Genomic DNA, 15,410 nt, shown 5'->3' on the forward strand with positions numbered 1-15,410 from the left:
GCCGACGAGGCGCGCACCGCCGCCATCGCCGCCGAGGCCGATGCCGCGGGCGTGGCGACGGGGCTGCGCGACCTCCTCCAGCGCATCGAGACGGCCATCGGTGCCGTCGCGAGGCAGGCCGAGGAGGCCGCGGCGGTCACGCGTCTGGCCGACACCGTCGCGGGCCGCGCGCCGAACACGATGAAGATGGACCTCGAGACGTTCGTGCTGGCCGCGGAGCTCGAGGAGATCGTCGCCGCCGCGAACCTCCGGCTCGCCGAGATGTCGTCGGGCCGGTACACGCTGCGGCACTCCGACGCCAAGCAGGCCCGGGGCGCGGCATCCGGTCTGTCCATCGAGGTCCTCGACGCGCACACCGGTCGACTCCGCTCGCCGCAGTCGCTGTCGGGCGGGGAGACCTTCCTCGCCTCCCTCGCCCTCGCGCTGGGACTCGCCGAGGTGGTCACCTCGCGCGCCGGCGGCATCCGGCTCGACACCCTGTTCATCGACGAGGGGTTCGGCTCGCTCGACCCCGAGACCCTCGAGCTCGCGATGCGCACGCTCGACGAGCTGCGCGCCGGCGGGCGGATCGTGGGGGTCATCAGCCACGTCGAGGCGATGAAGGACCAGATCCCCGCTCAACTCGTCGTCGAGGCGACACCGGAAGGCCCCAGCGTCGTGCGGCAGGAGGCGCTGAGCCCCGCCGCCGGATGAGCGCCACGTCCCCTAGGCTGGAACCATGAAGAAGGGCATGATCTGGACGGTCCTGGGCGTCATCGTCGCGATCGTCATCGCGTGGATCGTCGTCGACGTCGTGCTGAAGCTCGTCTTCTTCGCGGCGAAGCTGGTCGTCGTGGCGATCGTCGCGCTCATCGTCTTCTTCGTGCTGCGCTCGCTCTTCGCGCGCCGCGACGCCTGACGACCGCGGGCTCAGACGCCGTAGAGCTCGGTGATGCGCTCGCGCAGCTGGACGCTGCACGCGGCGACGGCCTCCCGCCAGTCGGTGATCGCGTCGTCCTGCGCGCTGTCGGACACGGCCTTCAGCACCCGGATCGGGACGCCGAACTGCTGCGCCACCCAGATGTACGCGTAGGCCTCCATGTCGACCAGCGTGCCGCCGAGGGAGCGGATCGCCTCGACCGTGTCGGCGTCGTCGACGAAGTGGTCGCCCGTGGCGATCGTCGTCCCCTCGCGCCCCGCGATCGACACCGTCGTCGGGAGCGACACGTGCTGACCGGCGATGCCGTCGACGTCCGACACGTCGTGCTGCAGTGCGGTGGTCACATCGTGCACGCCGACGGCGGCGGCATCCACCGAACCCGCCGTCCCCACGACGACGATCTCGTCGTAGTCGGCCCGGTCGAGCGCGCGCGTCAGGGCGTACGTCGCCTGCAGCTTGCCGGGGCCCGTCACGAGTCGGTCGAAGCCGGGGAGCTCCTCGGGGAAGGCGACGAGTTCGGAATCGAGAGCGGCGACGAGGAGCTTCACCGATCCATCATCCCATCCGGCGGTCAGTCCGAAGGGCGGGGGAAGGCGGCATCCAGCTCGGCGAGCCAGGCCGCGGCGTTCCCGTCGGACGGCGCCCGCCAGTCGCCGCGCGGCGACAGCGAGCCCGCGGGCGACACCTTCGGCGCGTTCGGCACCGCGCTGCGCTTGAACTGCGCGAAGCCGAAGTAGCGCTGCAGGAACACCCGCAGCCAGCGCACGATCGTCTCGCGGTCGAAGGCGTACCGCTCGTCCTCGGGGAAGCCCGGCGGCCACGCCCCGGCATCCGCGTCCGCCCAGGCCTGCTCGGCCAGGAACACGATCTTCGACGGGCGGAACCCGTAGCGCAGCACGTGGAACAGGGTGAAGTCGTGCAGCGCGTACGGTCCGATCGTGCTCTCTGTCGACTGCACCTTGCCGTCGGCGTCCGCCGGCACCAGCTCGGGGCTGATCTCGGTGTCGAGGACCGCCTGCAGCACCTCCTTCGCCCGGTCGGTGAGGGTCGTACCGGATTCGTCGCTGTGCGCGATGACCCACCGGATGAGGTGCTGGATGAGGGTCTTCGGCACGCCGGCGTTGACGCCGTAGTGCGCCATGTGGTCGCCGACGCCGTAGGTCGCCCACCCGAGGGCGAGCTCGGAGAGGTCGGAGGTGCCGATGACGATGCCGCCGCGCTGGTTCGCGAGGCGGAACAGGAAGTCGGTACGGGCGCCCGCCTGCACGTTCTCGAACGTCACGTCGTACACCGGCTCGCCCTTCGCGAAGGGGTGTCCGAGGCCGGCCAGGAGCTCGGTTGCCATCGGCCGGATGTCGATCGTCTCGATCGTCGCGCCGATGGCCTCGGCGAGGGCGATCGCGTTCGACTTCGTGTGGTCGCCGGTCGCGAAGCCCGGCATCGTGAAGGCGAGGATGTCGCTGCGGGGACGTCCCATGCGGTCCATCGCGCGGGCGGTGACGAGCAGCGCATGCGTCGAGTCGAGACCGCCCGAGACCCCGATGACGGGCTTCGGCTGTCCGATCGCCCGCAGGCGCTGCTCGAGGCCGGACACCTGGATGTTGAACGCCTCGTAGCAGTCGAGGTCGAGTCGGGCGGCGTCGTCGGGGACGAACGGGAACCGGTCCAGGGGGCGGCGCAGGCCCGCGACCGACGCCGACGGGGCGACGGTGAAGGGGATGCGGCGCACCTGCGCCCCGGTCGTGCGCAGGTTGTCTTCGAAGGTGCCCTGGCGCAGCCGGTCCTGGCGCAGCCGGTCGAGGTCGACGTCGGCGATGGCCCGACGCGGACCGTCGGGGAAGCGCTCGGTCTCAGCGAGGAGGGTGCCGTTCTCGTAGATGATCGTCTGCCCGTCCCACGAGACGTCGTTGGTCGACTCGCCCTGTCCGGCGGCGGCGTAGACGTAGGCGGCCAGGCACCGGAAGGACTGCGACTGCACGAGGATGCGGCGGTCCTCGGCACGGGCGATCGTGATCGGGCTGCCCGAGAGATTGGCGAGCACGGTCGCCCCGGCGAGGGCCGCGTGCGAGGACGGCGGCACGGGCACCCAGAAGTCCTCGCAGATCTCCGCGTGCACGACGAGCCCGGGCACGTCGGTCGCCTCGAACAGCAGGTCGGTGCCGACCGGCACCGCGTCGCCCCCCAGGGTCACGGTCGCGGGCGCGTCATCGCCGCGCGCATACCAGCGCGACTCGTAGAACTCGCGGTAGGTGGGCAGGTGGGACTTGGGGGCGACGCCGAGCACCCGGCCCCGGTGGATGACGACGGCGCAGTTGTAGAGCCGGTTCTCGATCCGCAGGGGCGCGCCGACGATGAGCAGGGGGGAGAGGTCGGCGGATGCCGCGGCGAGCCGCTCGATCGCGACGAGGACCGCGTCGAGGACGACGTCCTGCATCACGAGGTCCTCGATCGCGTATCCGGTGAGGCCCAGCTCGGGGAAGACGGCGACCGCGACGCCGTCGTCGTGGCAGGCGCGCGCGCTCGCCAGGATCGCGTCGGCGTTCGCGGCGGGGTCGGCGATGACGACCGGCACCGTGCACGCCGCGACGCGCGCGTACCCGTGCCGGTACGGGTTCTCGAAGGGCAGGTCCTGGGTCACGCGTCCAGTCTGTCAGGTGGCCCGTCGGCCGCCAGGGGGCTTGTGCGCGTGCGGGAGGCGTGTCGGTGACCGCGGATAGTGTCGATTCCGAGAGGGGATCATGCGATACATCGAACACGACGGCCGGATCGTCTGGAGCGCGAGCGACCTGAAGGCCGCGGCCGAGTGCGAGTTCGCCTGGCTGCGGGCGATCGACGCGAAGCTCGGCCGGATCGCGGCGGTCGAGGACCCCGAGGACCTCACGCTCGAGCGGGCGGGCCGGCTGGGCACGCAGCACGAGCGTCGCGTGTACGAGGCGTACCGTGCCGCGCACACCGGGGCGGTGGTCGAGATCCCCGAGACACGGTCGTCGGATGCCGCGGGCCTTGCCGCGGCGGTCGCGGCGACGGATGCGGCGCTCGCCGACCCCGCCGTGCACGTCGTCTACCAGGCGGCGTTCTCGACCGAGGAGTTCGTCGGATTCGCGGACTTCCTCGTGCGTGCCGACGACGGCCGGTGGATCGTGCAGGACACGAAGCTCGCGCGGCACGCCCGGGTGACCGCCCTCATGCAGCTGGCGGCATACGTGGATCAGCTCGACCGGCTCGGTGTCCCCCGCGCCGACGAGGTGCAGCTGCTGCTGGGCGACGGCACCGTGTCGACCCACGCGGTCCGCGACCTCCTCCCGGTGTTCGGGCTGCGCCGTGCCCGCCTCCGGGCCCTCATCGCCGACCGCGACGTCGCCGCCGGGTCCGCGGGGTCGCCCATCCCGTGGGGCGACGACCGGGGCGACCTGCGCGTCGTGGCGTGCGGACGGTGCGCGACGTGCGACCTCGAGGTCGTCGCGCACCGCGACCTGCTGCTGGTCGCGGGGATGCGGCCGGTCCAGCGCGACCGGCTGCGGGCTGCCGACGTCACGACGATCGACGCGCTCGCCGCCTCCCGCGAGGCTCCGCCGCGGATGTCGTGGGACACCTTCTCGGGGCTGCGCACCCAGGCGCGGCTGCAGCTCGAGAGCCCCGCCGGCGGCGTCGACGACGCCCCCGCGCAGACGGGCCCCGCGATCCCGACCTTCGACGTCGTCTTCCCGAAGGCGCTGGGCGCCCTTCCCCGACCCGACCACGGCGACCTGTTCTTCGACTTCGAGGGCGATCCGCTCTACACCGAAGGGGCGGCGATGCAGTGGGGGATCGACTACCTCTTCGGCTGGGTCGACGAGACCGAGCAGTACTCCGCGCTCTGGGCGCACTCGTTCGCCGACGAGAAGCGGGCGCTCGAGGACTTCCTCGAGTTCGTCGCCGTCCGCCGGCGGGCCCACCCGGGCCTGCACATCTACCACTACGCCCCCTACGAGCCCACGCACCTGCTCGCGATGGCGGCTCGGCACGGTGTGGGCGAGGCCGCCGTCGACCGGCTGCTGCGCGACGGCGTCTTCGTCGACCTCTACCCGATCGTGCGCCGCGCGCTGCGGGTCGGGTCGCGCTCGTACTCGATCAAGAAGCTCGAGCCGCTGTACATGGGCGACGAGGTCCGCACGAGCGACGTGCAGCGCGGCGACGACTCGATCGTCCGCTACGTCGAGGCGCGGGCGCTGCAGGACGCCGGCGACGACGCGGCGGCCCGCCGCATCCTCGACGACCTCGCCGATTACAACCGGTACGACTGCGTGTCGACGCGGCGCCTGCGCGACTGGCTCGTCGACCGCGCGCGCGAGGCGAAGCTCGTGCCCTCCCGCGAGCCGGAGGCGGGCGAGGCGGTGTACGAGCCGTCGCCGCGCGCCGAGGCGCTCTCGCGGTTCGCCGCGGATGCCGAGGACGAGGCCACCGCGCAGGCGCTGCGCCTCGGCGCGGCGGCCATCGACTACTACCCGCGCGAGGCGAAGACCTTCTGGGCCACGCACTTCCTCCGCCTGCGCGAACCGGTGTCGGTTTGGGAGGACACCCGCGACGTCGTCGTCGTCGACCGCGATCGGTGCCGCGTGCTGACGGACTGGCACCGTCCTGAGGGGCTCACGGCCGTCCGCCGGGTCGTCGAGATCCGCGGCGAGTTCGCCCCCGGCACCCGGCTGACGGTGGGGCAGAACCCGTACACCGTCTACGAGCTGCCGGCGCCGTTCCCGATCGAGACCAGCCCGCGGTGGATACACGCCGCGCGCTCCGTGTCGGTCGTCGACGTCCTCGACGACGGCGTCGTGATCGAGGAGAACGCCTTCCAGGGCTTCACGTGGCAGGAGCTCCCGGTCGCCCTGACACCGCCCGCACCGCCGCGCGCCGGCAGTCAGCAGGCGGCGATCGACGAGTGGGCGGATGCGGTCCTCGCCGCCGCTCCCGCGCTGCCCGCCGATCCCGCCACCGACCTCCTGCTGCGTCGCCCGCCGCGGCGCGAGACACCGCTGCCGCGCACGGGCGACGACGTCGCCGACATCGCGGCGGCGCTCGCCGGCCTCGACGACGGCTACCTCGCCGTGCAGGGTCCGCCCGGCACGGGCAAGACCTATGTCGGATCGCACGTCGTGGCGCGACTGGTCCGCGAGCGCGGGTTCCGGGTCGGCGTCGTCGCGCAGTCGCACAACGTCGTCGAGCACATGCTCGATCGCATCGTCGAGGCGGGGCTGGATGCGGCCCAGGTCGCCAAGGCACCCAAGGGTGCGGCGACGGGGGCCGAGCGGTTCACCGCGATCGCCAAGAACCAGCTCGCGGCCTACATCGGGTCGCAGCCCGCCGGCTTCGTCGTGGGCGGCACGGCGTGGGACCTGACCCACACGGGACGGGTGGGCCGCCGCTCGCTCGACCTGCTCGTGATCGACGAGGCGGGGCAGTTCTCGCTCGCCTCCACGATCGCCGTCGCCGCCTCCGCTCGCCGTCTGCTCCTGCTCGGCGACCCGCAGCAGTTGCCGCAGGTCAGCCAGGGCACCCACCCCGAGCCGGTCGACACGTCGGCGCTCGGCTGGGTGATGGACGACCACGCGGTGATCCCCGCCGACCGCGGTTACTTCCTCGCCCGCACCCGCCGGATGCGTCCGGAGGTCGCCGAGCCGGTGTCGCAGTTGGCCTACGAGGGGCAGCTCGAAGCGCACCCCGACACGGCGCTCCGCCGCCTCGACGGCGTCCCCGCCGGGGTCGTGCCCGTGCCGCTCGCGCACACCCGCAACGCGACGCAGTCGCCAGAGGAGGCGGACGAGGTCCTGCGGATCGTCCGCGACCTCGTCGGCACTCCGTGGACCGACGGCGCGACCTCACGCCCGCTCGGGCCGGAGGACGTCATCGTCGTGACGCCGTACAACGCGCAGCAGGTGCTCGTCGAGGAGGTCCTCACCGCCGCCGGGTTCTCCGGCGTCCGCGTGGGCACGGTCGACCGGTTCCAGGGGCAGGAGGCGGCCGTCGTGATCGTCTCGCTCGCCGCCTCGTCGGGGCGGGATGCGCCACGCGGGCTCGAGTTCCTGCTGCTGCAGAACCGCATCAACGTCGCGGTCTCGCGCGCGATGCACACCGCGTTCGTCGTCTACGGCACCGGCGTGCTCGACGACCTGCCGCGCACCCCCGACGGCGTCGCGCGGCTCAGCGCGTTCGCCCGCCTCGTCGGAGCCACCGGCATCCCATCGGAGGCCGTCGCGGTCCCGCGATAGGCCGCGCGGTGTCAGACCGTGCCGTACAAGCGGTCGCCGGCGTCGCCGAGACCGGGGACGATGTAGCCCTTCTCGTTCAGGCGCTCGTCGAGAGCGCCCAAGACGAGGGTGACGTCGCGGTCGCCGACCTGCTTCTCGATCGCCGCGAGACCCTCGGGCGCTGCGAGGATGCAGACCGCCGTGACGTCCTGCGCGCCGCGCGCGAAGAGGAAGTCGATCGCCGCGCCGAGCGAACCGCCCGTGGCGAGCATCGGGTCGAGGACGAAGCACTGGCGGTCGCTGAGGTCGTCGGGCAGACGCTCGGCGTACGTGTACGGCTCGAAGGTCTCCTCGTTGCGCGCCATGCCGAGGAAGCCGACCTCGGCCGTCGGCAGCAGCGTCGTCATGCCGTCGAGCATGCCGAGGCCCGCGCGCAGGATCGGGACGACGAGCGGCCGCGGCTCGCTGATCTTGAGCCCGGTCGTGCGGGTGACGGGCGTGTCGATCTCGATCTCCTCGACACGCACGCCGCGGGTCGCCTCGTAGGCGAGGAGGGTGATGAGCTCGGCCGTCAGCTGGCGGAACACCGGCGACGTCGTGCGCTTGTCGCGCAGCACCGTGAGCTTGTGGGTGATGAGGGGGTGGTCGGCGACGTGCACACGCATGGGTCCAGGCTACCGGGGCTACGCTGACGACGTGAGCCTGCCCGTCCCCGCCGCCGACGACGCGGCGATGGTGCGGGCGCTGGAGCTCGCCGCCCTCGCGTCAGGGCACGGCGACGTCCCCGTCGGCGCGGTCGTCACGCAGGCGGGCCGGATCGTCGGGGAGGGACGCAACCTCCGCGAACGCGACGGCGACCCCCTCGCGCACGCGGAGGTCGTGGCGCTGCGAGCCGCGGCATCCGCCCTCGGATCGTGGAACCTCGACGACTGCACCCTCGTCGTCACTCTCGAGCCGTGCGTCATGTGCGCGGGTGCGATCCTGCAGACGCGGGTGGCGCGCGTCGTGTTCGGCGCGTGGGACGAGAAGGCGGGTGCGGCCGGTTCCGTCCACGACCTGCTCCGCGACAGACGGATGCCGCACCGCGCCGAGGTCCTCGGCGGGGTCCGTGCGGGCGAGGCCGCGACCCTCCTGCGCGGCTTCTTCGACGCGAAGCGCTGAGGTGCCCCTCGCTCGTCAGTCGGACGAGCTGAGGATGATCGCCTCGGTGGGCGGCGCGGGTGACGCGGGGGAGCCGATGTACCCCGTCAGTTCGAGCAGCGCGCGCCGGAACACGGCGGGCCGCTCGAGGTGGGGGGTGTGCCCCACGCCGGGCAGGGCGAGCTCGGTCGCGATGCCCCCGGCATCCGTGTAGCGACGGAGCACCTCGCGGGTCTGCGACACCATCGGTTGGGCCGGGGCGACGTCGGCGCCGGGCCAGTCGGGGAGGATCCCGAGCGACCCCAGGTGACCCGGGTCCGAGAAGGACGTGTCGGAGATGAGCGGGTCGAGCACGCCGCGGATCCAGAGGATCGACGGCTTCTCGGGCAGGTCGACGATGCCCGAGACGTCGAAGTTGCGCGGCGCGAGGGCGTTGAGCACACCGAACCGGCCGGGCGCGTAGCCGGGCCAGTGCGGGCTCGGGACGGATTCGCCGGGATAGTTGCCGGTCGCGGTGGAGGTGGAGAGCATGGCCTCGACCCAGAGATCTTCGTGCTCGGTCTCGAAACCCTCGGCGACGAAGGAGGCCCGGAAGACGCTCCGCGGCGAGGTGGATGCCTCCGCGCCCGCCTCGCGCGCGGTCAAGCGGCGCACGAACTCGGGGTTCGCGGTCCCCGCGCCGCAGCCGGCGTCGTCGTCGGTCAGGCGCGACCCGTCGAGCCGCGTGCCGCCGAGGCCGAACGGCGAGACGGGGGACTCGAGCAGGATCGTGCGCACCGGGTGGTCGAGCGCGAACTGCAGGGCGACCGCTCCGCCGAGGTCCCATCCGACGAGGTGCGGCGCCTCGATGCCGAGCTCGGTGAGTGTGAGCGCCACGTCGTCGCTCAGGTCGCGGACCCCGCGGGAGGCGTCGACGGGCATGTGCTCGGTGCCGCCGAAACCGCGCAGATCGACGGCGACGACCCGGAACTCCGCGGGGAGGTCCTGCATGAGCTCCTGCCAGACGAGGGCGGAGGACAGGGCGCCGTGCAGCAGGACGACGGTGCGCTCGGGGGCGGCGTCGACCGTATCTCCGGCGCGCTCGAGGATGTTGACGCTCAGCCGGTCCGTGTCGATGATGCGGGACGTGATTCCGTCGAGGAGGGTCATGAGCCGATGATAAGCCGCGGGGGTGGATGACAGGATGGGGGCATGACGCACCACCTCCCTCCCGTCGCCATCCTCGGAGCCGGTTCGATGGGGGGTGCGATCGCGCAGGGGATCTCCCGCTCGGGCCGGGCCTCGTCCGTCGTGGTGACCAACCGCACGGCCGCGAAGGCCGCCGAGCTCGAGGGGCTCGACGCCGTCTCGAGTGCGGCGCTCGCGGAGGTGCCGTCGGCGAACACGGATGCCGCGGCATCCGCCGACATCGTCCTCATCGGCGTCAAGCCGGCGATGGTCCCCGACCTGCTGCGCGAGATCGCCGGCGCCCTGCGCCCCGGGACGATCGTCGTCAGCCTGGCGGCGGGCGTCACGATCGAGACGTTCGAGTCGATCGTCGGGCCCGAGATCCCCGTCATCCGCTCGATGCCGAACACGCCGGCCGTGGTCGGCAAGGCCGTCACCGGTCTCGCCGCCGGGTCGACCGCGACCGCGGCGCACGTCGCGCTCGTCCGGGCGCTGTTCGAGACCTGCGGCGTCGTCATCGAGGTGCCCGAGGCGCAGATCGACGCGCTCTCGACCATCTCGGGATCCGGCCCCGCCTACGTGTTCCTGCTCGTCGAGGCGCTGACCGAGGCCGCCCGCGGCAAGGGCTTCGAGGAGGCCGACGCCCGCCTCATGGCCGAGCAGACCTTCATCGGTGCGACGGCTCTGCTCGCCGCGACCGGCGACGACCCCGCCGAGCTCCGCCGCCGCGTGACCAGTCCCAAGGGCACGACCGAGCGCGCGATCGGCGTCCTCCAGACAGCGAACCTCGACGGGCTGTTCTCGCAGGCGACGGATGCCGCGCTGGCCCGCGCCCGCGAGCTCGCGACCGGCGTCTGAGGCATCCGCTCAGGCGTCGCCGAGCGTCAGGTCCTCTGCGGTCGTCCGTTCGGTGAGCCGGGCGGTGTGGTCGGCGCGGCCGATGAGCCCCCGGAACGCGAACAGGAGCACGGCGCCGGCGGCCGCCGACAGGGCCGCAGCGGCGTACGGGGCGCCGACGCCGAGGACGGCCAGGGCGGTGCCGACGGGGGCGCCGATCGCGCCGCCGAAGAACCGGAAGCCGGAGTAGGCGGAACTGGCGACGGCGCGGGGGAGCGCGGTCGCCTCCATCGCGGCCTCGGTGAGGATCGTGTTCACAGCACCGATCTCGATGCCGAGCAGCACGACGCAGACCACGAGCAGCGGCCGGGATCCGGCGCTCAGCGCCGCCAGCACGTGCGTCACGGCGAACGCGACGAGGAACCAGAGCAGCACGGTCACGACCGAGAAGCGCCGGGTCAGCCGCGGAGCGATGAGGACGCCCGCGATCGCGAGACCGACGCCGAAGCCCATCATGACCAGGCCGATGCCGACCGCCGGCAGTTCCAGGGCGTAGGGCGTGTACGACAGCGTCACGAAGAAGCCGGCGTTGTAGAGGAAAGCCACGACGCTGATCGCGAGCAGTCCGCGATCGGCGAAGGCACGGAAGGGGGCGCTGACCCGGCTGCGCTCCGCCGCGTGACCCGGATCGCGGACGAGGGTGAGGAGGGCGGCGACCCCCACGGCGAACAGCGACGCCGTGCCCCAGAAGGGCGCGAACCACCCGATCTGGCCCAGCAGGCCGCCCAGCAGCGGGCCGACCGCCAGCCCGATTCCGAGCGCCGCCTCGTAGAAGATCACGGCGTGCTCGCTGCGCCCGCCCGAGGCGGAGACGATCGAGGCGAGCGCCGTCGAGAGGAACAGCGCGTTCCCGAGGCCCCAGACGGCGCGGAAGCCGATGAGGGCGCCGATGCTGGGGGACAGTGCGCAGCCGATCGCGGCGAGGGCGATGACGACGAGGCCGAGGATCATGACCGCGCGGGTGCCGATGCGGGTGGACAGCCAGCTCGTGAAGAACATCGCCGAGGCCGTCACCGTCAGGTAGCTCGTGAACAGCAGCGAGGTCTGCACGGGGGTCGCCTGCAGCGCGGCGGCGACGGTCGGAAGGATCGGACCGACGAGGCCGATCCCCATGAACGCGACCATCGCGGCGAAGGCGATGGCCCAGACGGCGGGCGGCTGCGAGAGCAGTCGCGGTCCGCGTGTCGACGCGGCGGGGACGGTGGGGCGGGTTCCGGTGTCGAACGCGGTCATTCCTCCGATTCTACACAGATGCTTCACCAGTGAACTAAATGGTTCGCGTCGGTACAGTGGAGCGGTGACCGAGCGCGCCGACTTCATCGCCCGCATCCGTGCCGCGTGGGCGGAGCAGATGCCGGCGATCGACACGTCGCCGATCGACGTGTGGGGCAGGCTCAACCGCGCCTCCGCGTTGGCGACCGCGCAGATCGAGCGGCTGCTGGCCGACAGCGGCGTCTCGCGATCGGAGTTCGACGTCCTCTGCGCGCTGGCCCGCACCGGTCGGCCCCTGCGTGCCAGCGAGGTCACCGCCGAGACGATGCTCAGCGGTGCGGCCACCACGAAGCTCACGAGCCGGCTCGAATCCGCCGGGTTCCTGCGCCGGGAGCGGTCGACGCGCGACGGTCGGGCGGTGGAGCTCTCGTTGACGGATGCCGGTCGTGCCGTCGTCGAGCGGGAGATGCCGCGCGCGCTCGCGCACGACGCCCGCCTGCTCGACGGGCTCAGCGAGGCCGAGCAGCAGACGCTCGCCGACCTGCTCGCCCGGCTGCTGGCGAACGCGCAGCGCGAGGCCTGAGGCCGGGCGGCGGCCGGGCGCTGCGACCTCAGGCGGAGGCGCGGAAGCTCAGACGTGGCGGGTCGAACAGCAGCGCGTCGGCGCCGCGCCCTCGGCGATGCGAGTCGATCCGGTGGACGAGCGACGAACCCACGGTGAGCGCGATGAATCCGGAGATCATCTTGTCGATGAGCGAGGAGACCAGGTTCGCGGACAGCACCGCGGTCCACAGGGCGTCGCCGAGGTGGAGCAGCTGATCCGTGAACGCGACGGTCGCGACATGTGCGGAGTAGCCGCCGTAGACGGCGAGGGTGATCGGTGTCGCCACCAGGGTGCTGGCCAGCGCGACCATCACCGTCAGGACGAAGAACCGCAGGGGCGTCCGTCCGAGGCCCCACGAGCGCGTGCCGTACCCCCACAGCAGCGCACCGACGATCCCGACGGCGGTGAACGGCAATCCGATGGGGCTCGAATGGTAGGCCGCGCCGGTCAGCTGGGTCGCGATCGCGACCAGCACCCCGTACCAGGGACCGAGGACGATCGATGCGACCGCAGTGCCCACCATGTCGAGGAACAGCGGGAGAGACGACCACAGCACGAGCTGGCCCCCGACGACGTTCGCGAGGGTGCAGAGGGCGATGATGATCGCCATCACCCCGACGCGCGAGGCCAGCGTGCGCGGCGGGCGCGGATCGAGCGTCCGTGGCTCGTCGGCGTCGCGCCGCGTCGCGGTGTGACTGCGCGATGGTGTGGGATCGTGCGGCGGCGGCTCCGGGGTCTCCGGGGCGGCAGCGGGCGGGGCCGGTGCCTCGGCGGCCTGCTCCGGTCGGTGTCGGAGGGCGTTCGCGACCGCGGCGTGGCGACGCCAGTGGGCGGCGTCGTGCTCCGCTCCACCGAGGGCGAGGATCACGTCGGCGACGAGGGCGGGGTCGACTCTCGTACGGTCGGGCCGGAAGAGGTCGTAGACGGTCGAACGCGCGACGGTGACGCTGCGGGCGCCACCGACGCGGCTCGCGCGCAGCCGTGTGACCCGTGCGGCTATCTCGGCGTACGACGGCCCGCCGGCGGCGAATCGCATCGACTGCAGCGCCTCATGGAGCCGCGCGTCGTGCGGCGGGGTCGCCCGCTCGGCGTCATCGGATGATGCCATCGATGTGTCCTGGTGTCGCCTGAGCGGGCTCAGCGGTCGAGCGAGGCGAAGCGTTCGATGTCGGAGTTCGTCCCCGACACGATGATGAGGTCGTGGTTGGTCACGACGGTCGTCGCTTCGGCGTAGCGGAACGGCTTGCCGGGGCTCTTCACGCCGACGACCGTCACGTTGTACTTCGAGCGGACGCCCGACTCGTTGAGGCCGACGCCCCGAATGAACCGCGGCGGGTACATCTTGGCGAGGACGAAGTCGTCGTCGAAACGGATGAAGTCGAGCATGCGCCCGCTGACGAGGTGCGCGACGCGCTCGCCGGCTTCGCGCTCGGGGTAGATGACGTGGTTGGCGCCGACGCGGGCGAGGATCTTGCCGTGCGACTGCGAGACCGCCTTCGCCCAGATCTGCGGAACCTTCAGGTCGACCAGGTTAGCCGTGATGAGGACGGATGCCTCGATCGAGGACCCCACGGCCACGACGGCGACCTGGAAGTCCTGCGCACCGATCTGCTTCAGCGCCTCGATGTTGCGCGCATCGGCCTGGACGGCGTGCGTGACGCGCTCGGACCATTTCTGCACGAGGTCGAGGTTGTCGTCGATCGCGAGGACGTCGCGGTCGAGGCGGTCGAGTTCGCCCGCGCACGCGGCGCCGAAGCGACCGAGTCCGATGACGAGGACGGGCGAATCGCTGCGCAACTGCTCAACCAACGATGGGCCTTTCCACGGGCAGCGCGTAGTGCTGCGTTCGGCTGGTCGCGGCCACCGCCGCGGCGAGTGTCACTGTACCAACGCGGCCCATGAACATCGTCAGCGCCATGACGAAGACGGCGGGGTCGGGGAGCTCCTGCGTCAGCCCGGTCGACAGCCCCACGGTGGCGAAGCCCGACACGACGTCGAAGAGGACCTCGTCGAGGGGCGCCTTCGTCAGGTGCGCGATCGTGATGGTCGACAGCGCCACGATCGTCGCGCCCCACGCGACGACCGAGAGGGCGACGCGCTGGACGTCGCTCGGGATGCGGCGCCCGAACGCCGAGACGCTCGGCCGGCCCTTCGCCTCGGACCACACCGCGAGGGCGAGGACGGCGAGGGTTGTGACCTTGATGCCGCCCGCCGTCGAGGCGGATCCGCCGCCGACGAACATGAGCATCGACCCGACGACGATCGAGGATTCGTGCAGCTCGCCGATGTCGATGATCGAGAAGCCGCCGGAACGGGTCATCGCGGACAGGAACAGGGCCTGGAACGTCGTGTCCCAGGCATCCATCGTCCCGAAGGTCTGGGGGTTGCCGTACTCCAGGATCACGAACGCGATCGCGCCCGCGAAGAACAGGACGACCGTCGTGATGAGCGTCAGCTTGACGTGGATCGACCACCGACGGACGTGCCAGTGATGCTTCCAGAGGGCGTAGATGACGGGGAAGCCGATCGAGCCGAGGAAGACGCCCGCCATCAGGACGCTGAGCAGCAGGTAGTTCTGCGCGAACGGCGCCAGGCCCTCGGAGTTGGGCGCGAAGCCTGTGTTCGTGAACGCCATGGCCGCGTAGTACGGGGCCTCCCACAGTGCGGTCAGGGGGTCGATGCCGCTGGCGAGCAGCATGGGGTACAGCAGGACGGCGAGGGCGGCCTCGATGACGAGGGTCGACAGGGCGACGGTCGCCAGCAGCTGACCCACCTCGCCGAGCCGCACGGCCTGGCCCTCGTTGACCGGCCCGCCGTGGGCGCGCATCGGGTTGCTGTCGCCGGCGGCGAGCAGCTTGGCGCGGAGCCCCAGGCGCTTGGAGATCACGAGACCGAGGATCGACGCGAGGGTCAAGACGCCGAGGGCGCCGACGTTGACACCGATGAAGACCACCACATGACCGAGGGGCGACCAGTGCGTGGCCATGTCGACGGTCGCGAGGCCCGTGACGCAGATCGTGGAGACCGCCGTGAACAGGGCGTCGGGCAGGGGGGTCACCTGCCCGTCCGAGGCCATCACCGGCAGCGAGAAGATCGCCGTGAAGAGGAGGATGAGGGCCGAGAAGATGAGCACGGCGAAGCGCGAGGGCGACGCGGTCGCGAGATCGCGCATCGCGGAGAACGCGCGGCGATGCCACGTCGGTCCGCGCCGGGGGGCGCGCTCATCGACGGCAAGGCCCGTCATTCGCGC

General features: G+C 72.1%; 14 protein-coding genes. 6 read left to right on the plus strand and 8 right to left on the minus strand.

Annotated elements, in window-relative coordinates; all coding sequences use genetic code 11:
- A partial coding sequence (locus NH287_RS10025; RefSeq protein ID WP_290440516.1) for an SbcC/MukB-like Walker B domain-containing protein occupies positions 1 to 693 on the plus strand: 693 nt, incomplete at its 5' end.
- A 25-nt stretch (positions 694 to 718) separates the two neighbouring features.
- Positions 719 to 898: a hypothetical protein gene (locus tag NH287_RS10030; protein WP_064003890.1), complete on the plus strand. Its 180-nt coding sequence runs from the start codon at positions 719 to 721 to the stop codon at positions 896 to 898.
- An 11-nt stretch (positions 899 to 909) separates the two neighbouring features.
- Here the strand turns inward: NH287_RS10030 and NH287_RS10035 are convergent, their stop codons facing one another.
- Positions 910 to 1,467: a nucleosidase gene (locus tag NH287_RS10035; RefSeq protein WP_064003891.1), complete on the minus strand. Its 558-nt coding sequence runs from the start codon at positions 1,465 to 1,467 to the stop codon at positions 910 to 912.
- Positions 1,468 to 1,490: 23 nt separating this feature from the next.
- The gene (locus NH287_RS10040) at positions 1,491 to 3,557 is read right to left on the minus strand and encodes an NAD(+) synthase (RefSeq protein ID WP_253035494.1); all 2,067 of its coding nucleotides are present in this window, start codon (positions 3,555 to 3,557) and stop codon (positions 1,491 to 1,493) included.
- A 100-nt stretch (positions 3,558 to 3,657) separates the two neighbouring features.
- On the opposite strand from NH287_RS10040, the gene NH287_RS10045 reads away from it, so the two are divergent.
- Positions 3,658 to 7,161, plus strand: a complete 3,504-nt coding sequence (locus NH287_RS10045; RefSeq protein WP_253035495.1) for a bifunctional RecB family nuclease/DEAD/DEAH box helicase — start codon at positions 3,658 to 3,660, stop codon at positions 7,159 to 7,161.
- Between the two features lie 11 nt (positions 7,162 to 7,172).
- Here the strand turns inward: NH287_RS10045 and upp are convergent, their stop codons facing one another.
- The gene (gene upp, locus NH287_RS10050) at positions 7,173 to 7,805 is read right to left on the minus strand and encodes a uracil phosphoribosyltransferase (RefSeq protein ID WP_217530605.1); all 633 of its coding nucleotides are present in this window, start codon (positions 7,803 to 7,805) and stop codon (positions 7,173 to 7,175) included.
- Positions 7,806 to 7,872: 67 nt separating this feature from the next.
- On the opposite strand from upp, the gene NH287_RS10055 reads away from it, so the two are divergent.
- The gene (locus NH287_RS10055) at positions 7,873 to 8,301 is read left to right on the plus strand and encodes a nucleoside deaminase (RefSeq protein WP_217530991.1); all 429 of its coding nucleotides are present in this window, start codon (positions 7,873 to 7,875) and stop codon (positions 8,299 to 8,301) included.
- Positions 8,302 to 8,316: 15 nt separating this feature from the next.
- Here NH287_RS10055 and NH287_RS10060 read toward each other — a convergent pair whose 3' ends face one another.
- Complete coding sequence (locus NH287_RS10060; RefSeq protein WP_217530607.1) at positions 8,317 to 9,429, minus strand: alpha/beta fold hydrolase; 1,113 nt, start codon at positions 9,427 to 9,429, stop codon at positions 8,317 to 8,319.
- A 42-nt stretch (positions 9,430 to 9,471) separates the two neighbouring features.
- Between NH287_RS10060 and proC the strand changes: the two genes are divergently transcribed.
- The gene (proC, locus tag NH287_RS10065) at positions 9,472 to 10,305 is read left to right on the plus strand and encodes a pyrroline-5-carboxylate reductase (RefSeq protein WP_253035496.1); all 834 of its coding nucleotides are present in this window, start codon (positions 9,472 to 9,474) and stop codon (positions 10,303 to 10,305) included.
- A 9-nt stretch (positions 10,306 to 10,314) separates the two neighbouring features.
- On the opposite strand, the gene NH287_RS10070 is transcribed toward proC, so the two are convergent.
- Positions 10,315 to 11,577, minus strand: coding sequence for an MFS transporter (locus NH287_RS10070; protein ID WP_253035497.1), 1,263 nt, complete (start codon positions 11,575 to 11,577; stop codon positions 10,315 to 10,317).
- Between the two features lie 64 nt (positions 11,578 to 11,641).
- Between NH287_RS10070 and NH287_RS10075 the strand changes: the two genes are divergently transcribed.
- Complete coding sequence (locus tag NH287_RS10075) at positions 11,642 to 12,139, plus strand: MarR family transcriptional regulator (protein ID WP_253035498.1); 498 nt, start codon at positions 11,642 to 11,644, stop codon at positions 12,137 to 12,139.
- A gap of 28 nt (positions 12,140 to 12,167) precedes the next feature.
- On the opposite strand, the gene NH287_RS10080 is transcribed toward NH287_RS10075, so the two are convergent.
- From NH287_RS10080 to NH287_RS10090, 3 genes are read right to left on the minus strand one after another with little or no spacing between them, the layout of a single operon-like run.
- A complete protein-coding gene (locus NH287_RS10080) occupies positions 12,168 to 13,268 on the minus strand; it encodes a hypothetical protein (protein WP_253035499.1) in 1,101 nt (366 codons plus the stop codon).
- A gap of 29 nt (positions 13,269 to 13,297) precedes the next feature.
- Entirely contained in the window at positions 13,298 to 13,969 is a 672-nt protein-coding gene (locus NH287_RS10085) for a TrkA family potassium uptake protein (RefSeq protein WP_064003900.1), read from the minus strand.
- Positions 13,962 to 15,404, minus strand: a complete 1,443-nt coding sequence (locus tag NH287_RS10090; protein WP_253035500.1) for a TrkH family potassium uptake protein — start codon at positions 15,402 to 15,404, stop codon at positions 13,962 to 13,964. Before NH287_RS10090 ends, NH287_RS10085 begins: the two co-directional genes overlap by 8 nt.
- Positions 15,405 to 15,410: the final 6 nt, after the last annotated feature.

The organism is Microbacterium sp. CnD16-F, from assembly GCF_024124465.1.
Classification (GTDB): domain Bacteria; phylum Actinomycetota; class Actinomycetes; order Actinomycetales; family Microbacteriaceae; genus Microbacterium; species Microbacterium gawkjiense.